The 13,979-nt window shown below is 63.8% G+C and carries 10 protein-coding genes; 6 read left to right on the top strand and 4 right to left on the bottom strand.

Features of this window, described 5'->3' with window-relative positions; all coding sequences use genetic code 11:
- Positions 1–96: 96 nt before the first annotated feature.
- From IG627_RS02090 to IG627_RS02070, 5 genes are all read left to right on the top strand, one after another.
- Positions 97–1,584: a PQQ-dependent sugar dehydrogenase gene (locus tag IG627_RS02090; RefSeq protein ID WP_193189689.1), complete on the top strand. Its 1,488-nt coding sequence runs from the start codon at positions 97–99 to the stop codon at positions 1,582–1,584.
- A 76-nt stretch (positions 1,585–1,660) separates the two neighbouring features.
- On the top strand, positions 1,661–1,912 hold the full coding sequence (gene xseB / locus IG627_RS02085) for an exodeoxyribonuclease VII small subunit (protein WP_193189483.1): 252 nt from the start codon (positions 1,661–1,663) through the stop codon (positions 1,910–1,912).
- A gap of 18 nt (positions 1,913–1,930) precedes the next feature.
- Positions 1,931–2,824, top strand: a complete 894-nt coding sequence (locus tag IG627_RS02080; RefSeq protein ID WP_377483193.1) for a polyprenyl synthetase family protein — start codon at positions 1,931–1,933, stop codon at positions 2,822–2,824.
- A 269-nt stretch (positions 2,825–3,093) separates the two neighbouring features.
- Positions 3,094–5,022, top strand: a complete 1,929-nt coding sequence (gene dxs, locus IG627_RS02075) for a 1-deoxy-D-xylulose-5-phosphate synthase (protein WP_193189482.1) — start codon at positions 3,094–3,096, stop codon at positions 5,020–5,022.
- A 56-nt stretch (positions 5,023–5,078) separates the two neighbouring features.
- A complete protein-coding gene (locus tag IG627_RS02070) occupies positions 5,079–6,932 on the top strand; it encodes a DUF885 domain-containing protein (RefSeq protein WP_193189481.1) in 1,854 nt (617 codons plus the stop codon).
- A gap of 28 nt (positions 6,933–6,960) precedes the next feature.
- Here IG627_RS02070 and IG627_RS02065 read toward each other — a convergent pair whose 3' ends face one another.
- Positions 6,961–7,431, bottom strand: a complete 471-nt coding sequence (locus IG627_RS02065) for a peroxiredoxin family protein (RefSeq protein WP_193189480.1) — start codon at positions 7,429–7,431, stop codon at positions 6,961–6,963.
- Positions 7,432–7,528: 97 nt separating this feature from the next.
- The gene (gene rsgA, locus IG627_RS02060; protein WP_226864621.1) at positions 7,529–8,659 is read right to left on the bottom strand and encodes a ribosome small subunit-dependent GTPase A; all 1,131 of its coding nucleotides are present in this window, start codon (positions 8,657–8,659) and stop codon (positions 7,529–7,531) included.
- Between the two features lie 552 nt (positions 8,660–9,211).
- Here rsgA and pulA point away from each other — a divergent pair.
- Positions 9,212–12,553: a pullulanase-type alpha-1,6-glucosidase gene (gene pulA, locus IG627_RS02055; RefSeq protein WP_193189479.1), complete on the top strand. Its 3,342-nt coding sequence runs from the start codon at positions 9,212–9,214 to the stop codon at positions 12,551–12,553.
- Between the two features lie 166 nt (positions 12,554–12,719).
- On the opposite strand, the gene ribA is transcribed toward pulA, so the two are convergent.
- A complete protein-coding gene (gene ribA, locus IG627_RS02050) occupies positions 12,720–13,328 on the bottom strand; it encodes a GTP cyclohydrolase II (protein WP_193189478.1) in 609 nt (202 codons plus the stop codon).
- A 16-nt stretch (positions 13,329–13,344) separates the two neighbouring features.
- Positions 13,345–13,977, bottom strand: a complete 633-nt coding sequence (locus tag IG627_RS02045) for a retropepsin-like aspartic protease family protein (protein WP_193189477.1) — start codon at positions 13,975–13,977, stop codon at positions 13,345–13,347.
- Positions 13,978–13,979: the final 2 nt, after the last annotated feature.

Here is a 13,979-nt window from a genome sequence, read left to right as displayed (position 1 = left end):
CTGGGAGGCGCCCCTGTGGTACAACTGGCGCCCTGAGAAGAAGCAGCCACTATAGCCACATTTGTTACAGGATCAACCATTGTCGTGAAAAGCCTGTTGAAATACACGCTAATTTTTCTACTCGCCCTGGGTACAGCCCTCACAACCCTGGTTCTGTTCGCGCCCGGCGTCAGCGTGCCCTGGAAGCAGCTGACCGGCGGCGCCGAAACTGACGAGGAAACAGTCGAGCAGCAAATTCACGTCGCCGACGGATTCCACGTTGAACTCTTCGCCGACGCAGTGCCAAACGCCCGCTGGCTTGCCGTAACCCGTCGCGGCGATGTCATCGTCTCGCAACCCAAACGCGGTCGTGTGGCCCTGCTGCAGGCGGACAACGACCGCGACGGCCGCACCGACGGCCAGCGCGTATTGATCGACGGATTGCGCCGCCCGCACGGACTCTTCCTGCACGAGGACTGGCTGTATATCGCCGAGAGCGATGGCGTCGGCCGGGTGCCCTTCGATCACTCGGACGGCCGCCTGGCCGGCAGCTACCTGAAGATCGTTGACGGTCTCGCCGACGAGGGCAACCACTGGACCAAGACCATCGCCATGGGGCCGGACGGCTGGATCTACCTGAGCAGCGGCTCCACCTGCAATGTGTGCGAAGAGGAAGACCCCCGGCGCGCCACCATAATGCGCTTCCAGCCCGACGGCAGCGATCTGGAAATCTACGCCACCGGTCTGCGCAACAGCGTCGGTTTCGACTGGTCGCCGAAAGACGGCGGCCTCTACGCCACCGACAACGGCCGCGACTGGCTCGGCGATGACTTCCCCCCCTGCGAACTGAATCTGGTGGAAAAAGGCGCCTTCTACGGCTGGCCCTACGCCAATGGCAACCGGGTGCCCGACCCGGACTTCGGTGTCGACGCCAGTGTGGAGATCGAGGAGAAGATCGCCACATCGCGCCCGCCGGTGCACGACTTCCCCGCCCACAATGCGCCGCTGGGCATCACCTTCCTGCGCAGCCCGGCCCAGCCGCCGGGTTACCGCGACGCCGCCCTGGTGGCGCTGCACGGATCCTGGAACCGCAGCACCAAAGACGGCTACAAGGTGGTCTCCCTGCACTGGGACGAGCGGGGCAATATCCGCCAGCGGGATTTCCTCTGGGGTTTTCTCAGCGAGGACAGGTCGGAAGTACATGGCCGGCCCGTCGCCATCGCCGAGGACGACAGCGGTAATATCTATATCTCCGACGACTACGTCGGCGCCATCTACCGGGTGGCGAGTGAAAACAGGCGCTCTGCGCGGGCAACCGCGGGTAAAAAGCCGCGGATACAGGCACCGCACAAACCCCTGGTTATCGATTCCGGCGCCTCCCAGCGCGGCGAGGAGCTCTACCGCCGCCACGGCTGCGCCCGCTGCCATAAGGCCCAGGTGCCACTACGGGACCTGGCGAAAAAATACAATCTGCAGTCACTGGCGGACTACTTCGACACCCCCACACCGCCAATGCCCAGCTACGGCTTCAGCGGTACACAGAAACGCGCCCTGGCGCACTACCTGATGTCGCTCGAAGTGCAGGCGCAATCCAACGGGGACTGAGCCCAGCACACGGGTTCCAATTGACCCTTCTGACGCCAGCGGCTAAGGTTGCCCGGCGATTGAATGAGGCGATGCAATGGCGGCAAAAAAGAAATCGGCAACCTTCGAAGAGGCCCTGGGAGAACTGGAGCAGCTGGTCGAGCGCCTGGAGGCGGGCGACCTGCCTTTAGAGGAGGCGCTGGCGGACTTCGAACGCGGCGTAAAGCTCACCCGCGAGTGCCAGCAGAAACTCGCCACTGCCGAGCAGAAGGTCAAGGTACTGATGGAAGAGAGCGGCACTATTCGCGAGCTGCCCTTCGACGCCGACGACGGTGCGGAAGACGCCTGAGTGAGCGCAGCAGAACCCCTGTCTGCAGAGTTGCAGACCTTCCTGCGGCAGGCCTCGGCCCGTGTCGAAGCCACATTGAACAGTGCGCTCGCCCACCCCACCTGTGGCGCGGACAAACTGTTCGCTGCCATGCGCTACGCGGCCCTCGGCCCCGGCAAGCGCCTGCGCCCGGCCCTGGTCTACGCCTGTACACAAACACTGCAAGGGCAGCAGTTTGACCCGGCCGGCTGCGACGCGGCCGCCGCCGCACTGGAGTGTATCCACGCCTACTCCCTGGTGCACGACGACCTGCCGGCAATGGACGACGACGACCTGCGTCGCGGCCGCCCCACCTGCCATATCGAATTCGACGAAGCCAGCGCGATCCTGGCCGGCGATGCCCTGCAGACACTGGCGTTCGAACTGCTGCTCTCGAGCGATGCCGGCGCCGAAGCCAAACTGCGCCTGATAGAGGAACTGGCAGAGGCTGCAGGCGGCCGCGGCATGGTTGCCGGCCAGGCCATAGACCTCGGCTCGGTCGGACGGGCCCTGGGCCTCGCCGAGCTGGAAAACATGCACCGCCTCAAAACCGGCGCCCTGATCCGCGCCTCCGCCCGAATCGGCGCCCTGCTCGCTGGCGCCAGCGAGACGCAGCTGTCGGCCATCACCCGCTACGCGGAAGCCATAGGGCTGGCCTTCCAGGTCCAGGACGATATCCTCGACGTCACCGCCGACACCGCCACCCTCGGCAAGACCCAGGGTGCCGACGCCGCCCTCAACAAGCCGACCTATGTTTCGCTACTGGGCCTCGACGGCGCGCGGGAGAAGCTGGACGGACTGCACCACCAGGCCGTCGATGCACTGGCGCAGCTGGATGGCGACACTTCCCTGCTGCAGCAACTGGCCGACTACATAGTCCAGCGCGGTCACTGAATTAAATGCGGAATGATGAATGCGGAATGATGAATGCGGAATGATGAATGCGGAATACGCGTCTTGACACCGTGCCAGCCGGGACGCACACCGGCCGCGAACCAGCCTCGTAGGTGCCGAAAGTCCAACCGCGGCTAAGGCCAATTCCGCGGCACCTGGCCGGATCGCGAATTCCGCATTCATCATTCCGCATTCCGCACTGGTTTGCTTATCCCCGTCACAGGCATACAATCTCCCCTCTTATACATCGGTTGCAATTGATACGTTTGATGTTCGACGAAATCCCACGCACAAGGCCGCAGACACCGCTGCTCGACTCCATCGACGAACCAGCCCAACTGCGCACTCTCGACGAGCGCCAGCTGCCGGAACTGGCCAGTCAGCTGCGCGAATACCTGCTGTACTGCGTCGGCCAGACCGGCGGCCACTTCGGTGCCGGGCTGGGCGTGGTGGAACTGACCATCGCCCTGCACTACATCTACAACACCCCGGAAGACCGGCTGGTGTGGGATGTGGGTCACCAGACCTATCCGCACAAGATACTGACCGGCCGCCGCGAGCAGATGCTGAGCATGCGCCAACAGGGCGGCCTGTCCGGCTTCCCCAAGCGCAGCGAGAGCCCCTACGACACCTTCGGGGTGGGACATTCCAGCACCTCCATCAGCGCCGCCCTGGGTATGGCCTTGGGTTCCCCGGACGAGCGCAAGGCAGTGGCGGTGATCGGCGACGGCGCCATGACCGCCGGCATGGCCTTCGAGGCCCTGAACCACGCCGCCCACACCGGCAAGGACATGCTGGTGGTCCTGAATGACAACCGCATGTCAATCTCCAAGAACGTCGGTGGTCTGGCCACCTACTTCGCCAGGATACTCGCCAGCAAGACCTACCTGAGCATGCGCGAGGGCAGCCGCAGGATTCTGTCGAAAATTCCCAAGGCCTGGCAGCTGGCGCGGCGCACCGAGGAACACGTCAAGGGCATGATCACCCCCGGCACCCTGTTCGAGGAGCTGGGCTTCAACTATGTGGGTCCGGTGGACGGCCACAATATGCACGACCTGGTGCACACGCTGCGCAACCTGCGCGCCCAGCGCGGCCCGCAATTGCTGCATATCGTCACCACCAAGGGCAAGGGCTTCGGCCCCGCCGAGGAAGACCCGGTCGGTTATCACGCGCTGAACAAGCTGGAGCCTGAGCCCAAGGTGCAGGTCGCCCCATATCCGGGGGAGAGTGGCGGCGAGAAGAAAAAGCCCAAATACCAGGATATCTTCGGACGCTGGCTGTGCGATACGGCCGAGCGCGACGACAAACTGGTCGCCATCACCCCGGCCATGTGCGAGGGCTCCGGCATGGTGGAGTTCGCCGGGCGCTTCCCGGAACGCTTCCACGATGTTGCCATCGCCGAACAGCACGCGGTGACCCTCGCCGCCGGTCTCGCCTGCGAGGGACAGAAACCCGTGGTGGCCATCTACTCCACCTTCCTGCAACGCGGCTACGACCAGCTGGTACACGATGTGGCCATCCAGGACCTGGATGTCACATTCGCCATCGACAGGGCCGGCCTGGTGGGCGAAGACGGCCCGACACACGCCGGCAGCTTCGACCTGACCTATATGCGCTGCCTGCCGAATATGGCCATAGCCGCACCCAGCGACGAGAACGAGTGCCGCCAGCTGCTCTACACCGCCTATCGGCACAGTGGCCCGGCCGCGGTGCGCTACCCGCGCGGCACCGGCCCGGGCGCAGAAATCCAGCAAGAGATGTCCGAACTGCCGCTGGGCAAAGGTCGACCGGTACGGGACGGGGCCCGGGTCGCAATCCTGAATTTCGGTACCTTGCTGGCCCCGGCGACGGCCGCCGCGGAAAAACTCGGCGCGACAGTTGTCGATATGCGCTGGGTCAAGCCACTGGACGAGACACTGATCGATGAGCTGGCAGCGAACCACCAGCTGCTGGTCACCGTCGAGGAAAACACCGTCGCCGGTGGCGCCGGCAGCGCCGTGATGGAATACCTGAACAGCAACGGCACCCTGATCCCGCTACTGCAGCTGGGCCTGCCGGACGCCATCATCGAGCACGGCAAACACAAGGACCTGCTCGCCGCCGCAGGCCTCGACGCCGCCGGTATCGAGGAACAGATCCGCCGGCGCCTGCAGCTGCTGAACGGCGGGGACTGCGAGGGCCAGGCGGCCGCTATCTGAATAATTTGAAAGGCCCGATCAGGGCCTTTTTCTTGTATCCGATTCGAGGGGGACCCATGTCGAAACTAGCCAAAACCCTACTGCTCTCCGCAACCCTGGCCGCCACCGGCGCCTCGGCGATGGAAGAGAAGGCCTTCGAGAAGGTCTTCGACGCCCTGCCGAAAAAGGGCGCCAGCGAACAGCTGCAGGCGCTGCAGGACCTGCGCTACCGCTGGGTCATGGAGAGCTTCCCGGGCTGGGCCACCTACGAGGGCTACCCCGGCGTCAACGACCGCTGGACCGACGCCTCCATGGACGGCATAGAGCGCCGCCGCGAACAGACCCGCCGCATGCTGGCCGCCAGCCGCCATATCGACAGCGAGAAGCTGCCCGAGAACCAGCAGCTCGACTACCAGCTGCTGTACCAGGATCTGCTGAATGAGGTGAAGGGCTTCCAGTTCCCGGACCACCTGCTGCCGGTCAGCCATATGGACGGCATTCAGCGCAATGTGCCCGGTGTGCTGAACAGCATGCCCAAGCGCAGCGCAGCCGATTACGAGACCCTGCTGGCCCGGCTGGAAAAGCTGCCGGCACTGGTGACGCAGACCCGGGCGCTGATGCAGGAGGGCCTGGAGAAGAAGATAACCCCGCCGCAGATCACCCTGCGCGACCTGCCGGGGCAGATACGCGCACTGATTCCCGGCGATCCCAAACAGAGCCCGCTGCTGAAAGCCTTCAACGAGATGCCACGCTCTATCGCCGCCGGCCAGCAGCGCCGCCTGCAGAATCGCGCCTACGCGCTATATCACAAGGAAGTGGTACCGGCCTGGCGCGCCTTGGCGGAGTTCGTCGAACGCGACTATATCCCCGGCGCCGTGGTCGACACCGCCTTTACCAGCATGCCGGACGGCCTGCGCTGGTACGCACATAAGGTGCGCGACAACACCACCACAGCCCTGAGCCCTGAAGAGATACACCGCATCGGCCTGGCCGAGGTGAAGCGCATCCGCGGCGAGATGGACAGGATCATCCAGAAGACCGGCTTCGAGGGCGACTTCAAGGCATTCACCGAGTTCCTGCGCACCGATCCGCGCTTCTATTACTCCGACAAGGAAGAACTGATGCGGGGCTACCGGGATATCGCCAAGCGCATCGACGGCGAGCTGCCCGCCCTGTTCGGCACACTGCCGCGGCTGCCCTACGGCGTTAAGCCCATCCCCGGCTATTCGGAAAAATCCCAGACCACCGCCTACTACCAGCCGGGCTCTGCCGAGGCCGGTCGCGCCGGCGTCTTCTTCGCCAATACCTACAACCTGCCCAGCCGCCCCAAGTGGGAGATGGAAGCACTGACGGTGCATGAGGCCATGCCCGGACACCACCTGCAGATAGCCCTGGCGCAGGAACAGAAGGACATTCACCCGCTGCGTCGGCTCACCTTCTACACCGGTTTCGTCGAGGGCTGGGGCCTCTACTCCGAGAGCCTCGGCTACGACCTGGGCCTATACACCGATCCCTACAGCGAGTTCGGCGCCCTGACCTACGATATGTGGCGCGCCGTGCGCCTGGTGGTGGATACCGGCATGCACCAGCTGGGCTGGAACCGCGAACAGGCGATTGAGTACTTCATGGACAACAGTGCCAAGCCGCTGCACGACGTCACGGTGGAAATCGACCGCTACCTGGTATGGCCGGGCCAGGCCCTGGCCTACAAGCTGGGCCAGCTGAAGATCAAGGAACTGCGCGCCAGCGCCGAACAGCAGCTGGGCAGCAACTTCGATATCCGCGCCTTCCACGACCAGCTGCTGGGCGCCGGCGCCCTGCCACTGAACCTGCTGGAAGCGCGCATGGACGATTGGATGAAAGCCCAGAGCGCCGGCGCCGCCGGCACCCCGGCCAAGGCGGCGCCGGCGGGACAAGTCTCCTCAAGCTGATGCCCCGGGGCGAACCTCGTGTTCGCCCCTACTCGGCCAGCAACTGCCCAATCATCCCACCGAGCTGCATATCGCTCACCTGCCCGAAGCGGGAAAACCGTATCAGCCCCCGCTTGTCGATCAGCACCAGCGACGGTGTCCCCTGCAAGCCGAGTTTCTGCATGGTCACCGGCACCGCGCTGTTCTCCGCCGGCTGGTCCACCGCAATCGGGAATGCCAGCCGGAACTCACGCGCGAAAACCTTCAGCGCATCAGGGTTCATCACCGAGTGGTGCTCGAACACCGTGTGCAGGCCTATCGCCTGGAAGGGCTCGTCAGCGAAACACTCCGCGGCCGCGGCGGCCTGGGGCGTGCCCTGCAACAGGCAGCCGGGGCACAGCATCTGGAAGGCGTGCAGCAAGACCACCTTGCCGCGCAATTCGCTCAATGTCAGCGGTCGCTCGGAATTCAGCCAGCTGGACGCGACGATTTCCGGTGCTTCGATATAGGTTTCGGACATAGCCGTACCTCCATCACCACAGTGTAGGGCCGCAGGCGCCGCAAATGCCTGGAGCGGCCGGGGCGGCCACCGGCGGATGGCCGCCCCGCCTGTCGGATCAGTCGCCGCGCAGCTTCCGTTCCCGCGCGTGTCCCTGCACCTCGCGGTAAAACTGCCCGAGGGCGCGGTCGCCGGCGCGCTGCTCGGCCAGGGTGCGGCTGTTGCGCGCCAGCTCCCGCTCCAGCTTGCGCCAGTTGCGCAGACGCCGCTCGTCCAGGTCGCCGGACTCTATCGCGCCCTGAACCGCACAGCCTGGCTCGGAATCGTGGCGGCAGTCGGCGAAGCGGCAGTTGCCGGCCAGAGCGCCTATATCGCCGAAAGTGGCGGCGAAGCCCTGCTCCACGTCGACCAGCCCCAGCTCACGCATGCCCGGGCTGTCCAGCAGCAGGCCGCCCCAGTCCAGCGGATAGAGGGCCCGGTGGCGGGTGGTGTGGCGGCCCTTGCTGTCGTCCTCACGAATCCCGGCTGTGGCGGCCAGCTGTTCGCCGGACAGGGTGTTCAGCAGGGTCGACTTGCCGACACCGGAAGAGCCCAATAACGCAATGGTCTCACCGGGCAGGCACCACTGGCGCAGTTGCGCCACGCTGTCCGGCAGCAGACTGTTGACCAGCGCCACCGGCAGATCCGGGTAGCCGTGCAACGCTTCCGTATAGGTGTCGGTTTCGGCGCACAGGTCCGCCTTGGTCAGTACCAGGTAGGGGCGGCAGCCGGCTTCGCGTACCAGTGCCAGGTAGCGCTCAAGGCGCGACAGATTGAAGTCCTTGTTACAGGAAGACACGATCAGCACGCTGTCCACGTTGGCGGCGATCATCTGCAACTGCCTGGCACCGGGCGCCATGCGCTGGAACTGGCTGCTGCGTTCCAGCAGGCGCAGGAATTTGCCACTACCGCGTTCCAGCAGGAGCCAGTCGCCGATGGTGGGCCTCCGCTGCACATCGTCAGAGACCAGCGCAGGCGTCAGTGGCAGCGCCCGCTCGCCATTCTCGCCAGCCAGGTCCAGCTGATTGCGGTGCACCGCCATTACACGCAGCGGTTCACAGTCGTTGAGCTCTTCCAGCGTCAGTTGCTGCTGGAAATAGGGCTTCCAGCCCAAGCGCTGCAATGCGGAAAGGCGACGTTCGCCGGGAGTCGGCACAGCGGAACTGCCGCGCCCGAACAGGGGGCGGCGGGAAATCAGTGATTTACTCAAGGTAAAAACCCTCAATAGCAACCGCGTGAGCGGTCAACAGGGTTTCCGGCGAGGGGAAACCCGACGGTTAGGATAGTTCCTGATTGCCGGGCTGGAAGCGCTCTAGCGCTGAAGGGCCCGGCGAAGGCTGCATACAATCATCAGTCGTCCTCCGCTGGTGAATATTTGGGCGCAATTTAGCACTGGGGGTCAGCACTGTGCAAGCGATAGCCCCATAAAAGAAAAGCCGGCTTATAGCCGGCCTTCGCATCCGATTGCGACGAGTGCATCACCTTTCTCGACTCGCCTCAACCTGATTGTTTGAGTATAGACGCTGTACAAAGTTCCACCGCGCTTTCTACTCGCGGTCAAGAATGTCCCAGCCCGGTTGCCGCACCGTGACACTTTTATAAAAGTTTTGTGACGTGGCGCCCGTTTCCCGCCCTTCCCCCGTCACCCGGCGGCTCCGCCTCCCCGGGGTAGGATGCCAGGCTATTGTCCCCGCGATTCAATGGCAGCGTGGCAGAGTCTGCTCTGGCCACGGGAGAAATAAGAATAACCGGGACAAAACCTATGCGATCGATAAAACCCTATCACCGGAGTCGACCAGGCGCGCGATTCCTGCTCTGTGGCCTGCTCTGCGCCACCTGCCTGCCGACGCAGGCTTCCGATACACCACCGCCCTCGGCGGTCAATATTCCCGGCACCATCCAGAGCCAGCTCGGTTGCCCGGGAGACTGGCAGCCGGAGTGCGCCGCAAGCATGCTGGACTACGATGCCAGCGACGACAAATGGCAGGGCAGCTTCTTCGTTGCCACCGGCAACTGGGAGTACAAGGCAGCGCTGAACGGCAGCTGGGACGAGAACTACGGCCAGGGCGGATGGCGCAACGGCGCCAATATTCCGCTCAACCTGTCCGCCGGGCGCGAGATCAAGTTTATCTACGACCACGAGAGCCACTGGATTGCCGACAGCCTCAACAGCACCATCGCCACAGTGGCCGGCAATTTCCAACACCAGCTGGGCTGCCCCGGCAACTGGCAGCCGGACTGTTTGCAGAGCTGGATGCAGGACGCCGACGGCGACGGTATCTACACCTTTGTTAGCGCGGATATCGCCGCCGGCGACTACGAGTTCAAGGTGGCCATCGACGAGCGTTGGGATGAGAGCTACGGCAGCCAGGGCAACAACGTCGCCTTCACCGTGGCCGAGGACAACGACGCAATCTACTTTGCCTTCGATGCCGCAACAAAGCAGGTCACCGTCAGCAGCAGCGGTATTCCCCGCGGCGACCTGAGCCTGGACAGGGCGCACTGGGTCGACGGCGATACCTTCGCCTGGAATTTCGCCCTGCAGGATGGCGACACCGTCAAGCTGCACTACAGCGCCGACGCCGACCTGGAACTGGAGAGCGACGGCGTCAGCGGCGATGGCGAAATAGCACTGAAAAGAGCCGTCCTCTCCGATGCGGCGCAACAGAAATTCCCGCACCTGTCCGACTTCACCGCGCTGCAGCTGCCTACCGGAGGACCGGCGATCGGTGAGCTGGTGACACAGCAGCTGGCACTGGCAGTCTACGGCAGTGACGGCCAGGTCCGCGACGCCACCGGCGTACAGCTGGCCGGTGCCCTTGACGACCGCTTCTACTACGACGGCGAACTGGGTGCTGTCGTCGGCGACGCCTCCATCGCCCTCAAGCTGTGGGCTCCGACGGCGCGCAGCGTAAAGCTGCACCTGTTTGGCGACGCAGCCAGCGAAACGGCCGATATGGTGGTGCCCATGAGCCGCGACGAAAATACCGGCGTCTGGTCCGCGGCCGTGGACAAGCAGTGGGACCGCAGCTTCTATCTCTACGAAGTGGAGGTCTACTCCTATTTCAGCCGCCGGGTGGAAACCAACCTGGTCACCGACCCCTATTCCCTGAGCCTGTCCATCAACAGCGGCAAGAGCCAGCTGATCAACCTGGACGACCGCGACCTGAAACCCCGCGGCTGGGAGCGGTTGCGCAAGCCGCGGCTGCAGGAAGCGGAGGACATCTCCGTGTACGAGCTGCATGTGCGCGATTTCAGTATCGAGGATGAAACGGTGCCGGGAAATGCGCGCGGCACCTTCAAGGCATTTGCCGAACGCGGCAGCGACGGCATGCGTCACCTGGCCCGCCTGGCCCGCGCCGGCCTGACCCATGTGCACCTGCTGCCCGCTTTCGATTTCGCCACCGTCAACGAGGACCGGGCGCAACAGGTGCAGACGCCGGACCTTTCCGTCTATGCGCCGGACAGCGAAGAGCAGCAGGCGGCAGTCAACGCGGTGCGCGACAGCGACGGTTTCAACTGGGGCTATGACCCGCTGCACTACACGGTGCCCGAGGGCAGCTACAGCACGGACCCCGACGGTGTGGCGCGCATCCGCGAGTTCCGCCAGATGGTGCAGGGCCTGTCCCGCGCCGGCCTGCGGGTGGTGATGGATGTGGTCTACAACCACACCAGTTCCTACGGCCAGTACGACAAATCCATCCTCGATAAAATCGTCCCCGGCTATTACCACCGCCGCAACGGCGACGGCGGTGTGGAGATGAGCAGCTGCTGCGCCAACACCGCCAGTGAGCACGCGATGATGGAAAAGCTGATGCTCGACTCACTGCTGACCTGGGCCAAGGCCTATAAGATGGACGGCTTCCGCTTCGACCTGATGGGTCACCACAGTCGCGACAATATCCTCAAGGCCCAGGCGGCCCTGCAGTCGCTGACACCGGAAAATGACGGTGTCGACGGCCGTAGCATCTACCTCTACGGCGAGGGCTGGAATTTCGGCGAGGTGGCCGACGATGCGCGCTTCGTACAGGCGCGCCAGGGCAATATGGCCGGCACCGGTGTGGGCACCTTCAACGACCGCTTGCGGGACAGCGTGCGCGGCGGCAACCCGTTCGGCGGCTACGGGGAGCAGGGATTCGGCACCGGGCTGTTTACCGACAGCAACGGGAAGTTTGGCGGCGATGACGAGCGCGCCACCCTGCTGACGCTGGCGGACAAGGTGCGTATTTCCCTGGCCGGCAACCTGGCGGACTACCCGCTGATCGACTCACACGGCAATGCGATTACTGGAGCACAGCTGATTTACAACGGCCAGCCCACCGGTTACACCGCCGATCCGCAGGAGTCGATCAACTATATCGCCGCCCACGACAATGAAACACTGTTCGACGGCGTGCAGATCAAGGCCAACAGTACCGCTTCGCTGGAGGAGCGGGTGCGCATGCAATCCTTCAGCAACTCGCTGGTGCTCTTCGCCCAGGGGATTCCGTTTATCCACGCCGGGCAGGAATTCCTGCGCTCCAAGTCCATGGACAGGGACAGCTACAACTCCGGCGACTGGTTCAATGCGCTGGACTTCAGCTTTGAGAATGGCAACTGGGGCAAAGGCCTGCCGATTGCCGATAAGAACGAGGAGAGCTGGTGGATCATGCAGCCGCTGCTGGCCAATCCGGAGCTGGCACCAGGGAAAAAGCACCGCCTGTGGAGTATCGCCCTGTTCCGCGAGCAGCTGGCTATCCGCAACAGCTCACCGCTGTTCCGCCTGCCCACTGCCGAGGCGGTGGAGAGGCACCTGAGCTTCCTCAATACAGGACCCGAACAGGTTCCCGGCCTGATCGCGATGCAGCTGCAGGATGCGGACGGAGAAGTGGATCATCGCTACGAGCGGATACTGGTGCTGTTCAACGGCGACGATGAGGCGGTACAGTTCGGCCACGACGGCCTGCGCGGCCTGCGCCTGAAACCGCACCCGCTGCAGCGCCACTCCGCCGATCCGCGCTTGCGCGAGGCGGAATTCGATCGCGACACGGGCACCTTCACCCTACCCGGACGAAGCACCGCGGTATTTGTGGAAAGGCGCAAAGGAAAAAACAAACGGAGATAAAAAACCAGCAGCAACCCTGTTGCTGATCAAGCATTTGTTGGCTCGTCATACCGGCGCAGGCCGGTATCCAGTTCTGTGGCCCCCGGGTTCCGGCCTGCGCCGGAATGACGAAGGAACACTCTTCGGGCGAACCTTATGTTCGCCCTGGATTAGGTAATTCGTCGAATCACTCCTGCTCTTCGCCGTTCTCGTCGAACAGATGCCCCAGCTTGCCCTTTTTGGTGGACAGGTATTTCACATTGTGCGGATTGCGCCCCGATTGGTGCGGCAGGCGCTCGACCACATTGATGCCCAGCTCCTCCAGCGCCTTCACCTTGCGCGGGTTGTTGGTCATCAGGCGAATGGACTGGATTCCCAGGTGGTCCACCATCGCCTTCAGGATGGAGTAGTCGCGCATATCGGCGCCGAAGCCCAGCTGCTCGTTGGCTTCTACCGTATCGGCACCGCAATCCTGCAGGTGGTAGGCGCGGATCTTGTTCAGCAGGCCGATACCGCGGCCCTCCTGGCGCAGGTAGAAGACGGCCCCACGCCCTTCCATGGCGATGCGATGCATGGCGTGCTGCAGCTGGGCGCCGCAGTCGCAGCGCAGGGAAAAGAGGGCGTCGCCGGTCAGGCACTCGGAGTGGATGCGGGCCAGGAGCGGCTCGTCCGTGTCTATATCCCCCATGGTGAGCACCACATGCTCCTTGCCGGCTTCCACATCTTCGAAGCCGTGCATCTCAAACATGCCCCAGGACGTGGGCAGTTTGGAGGATTCCACATAGCGAATGGTCAACTTAATACCTCTTCAATCAATTGCGGGCGCGCAGTATCAATACGCCGCCCTGCTGCTCCATATCCACCCGACTCAGGAAGCTGTTGCCCAGCAGGGTGACCTGGGGAAAATCGTCCGCGTGCACAGTGGCGTCCACATTGTGCAGTTTGATGCCGCCAATGGTGACGCTGTCGAGACTCAGTTTATAGGCGCGGGCTATGCCATTGGCGGTCGACACCCGAATCGGCTGCGCCCGCTCCAGATTCAAACCCAGGCGGCGCGCGGTGGGATAGTTGAACGCGATGCTGGTGGCCCCGGTATCCACCATCATCGACACGCTGCGGCCGTTGACCCAGGCACCGGTGCTGTAGTGGCCGCGGCTGTCTGGCTTCAGGCGCACCTCGGCGCGGCTGGCCTTCTCGTAGCTGGCGGCCACCGGCGCATCCAGAGTCAGTTTCTGCTCGCGACCGTCAATTTTCACCCGTGCGTAGCGGGTAGTGGCCTCGACCAGCTGCACGCCCTCCGGGGATTTCTGCCCCGCTTTCAGCAGCCGCTGGCGACCGTCGATTTCCAGCATGGCGCTGCTGCCGAACAGCCCCTTCAGCTGCACCTGCTGCGCAGTCGCGACCATCGGCAAGATCAGGCACAGCGTGAAGAGGAGATTGCGCATCG

Origin of the sequence: Microbulbifer taiwanensis, from assembly GCF_014904815.1 — a bacterium.
GTDB classification, from domain to species: domain Bacteria; phylum Pseudomonadota; class Gammaproteobacteria; order Pseudomonadales; family Cellvibrionaceae; genus Microbulbifer; species Microbulbifer taiwanensis.
This window is presented reverse-complemented; position numbering and strand designations above follow the sequence as displayed.

What these genes read in the sequence shown, in the direction of transcription:
- IG627_RS02045 (WP_193189477.1), bottom strand. Translation starts at nt 13,977, where the DNA reads ATGCGCAATCTCCTCTTCACGCTGTGCCTGATCTTGCCGATGGTCGCG.
- IG627_RS02070 (WP_193189481.1), top strand. Translation starts at nt 5,079, where the DNA reads ATGTCGAAACTAGCCAAAACCCTACTGCTCTCCGCAACCCTGGCCGCC.
- xseB (WP_193189483.1), top strand. Translation starts at nt 1,661, where the DNA reads ATGGCGGCAAAAAAGAAATCGGCAACCTTCGAAGAGGCCCTGGGAGAA.
- IG627_RS02065 (WP_193189480.1), bottom strand. Translation starts at nt 7,431, where the DNA reads ATGTCCGAAACCTATATCGAAGCACCGGAAATCGTCGCGTCCAGCTGG.
- pulA (WP_193189479.1), top strand. Translation starts at nt 9,212, where the DNA reads ATGCGATCGATAAAACCCTATCACCGGAGTCGACCAGGCGCGCGATTC.
- dxs (WP_193189482.1), top strand. Translation starts at nt 3,094, where the DNA reads ATGTTCGACGAAATCCCACGCACAAGGCCGCAGACACCGCTGCTCGAC.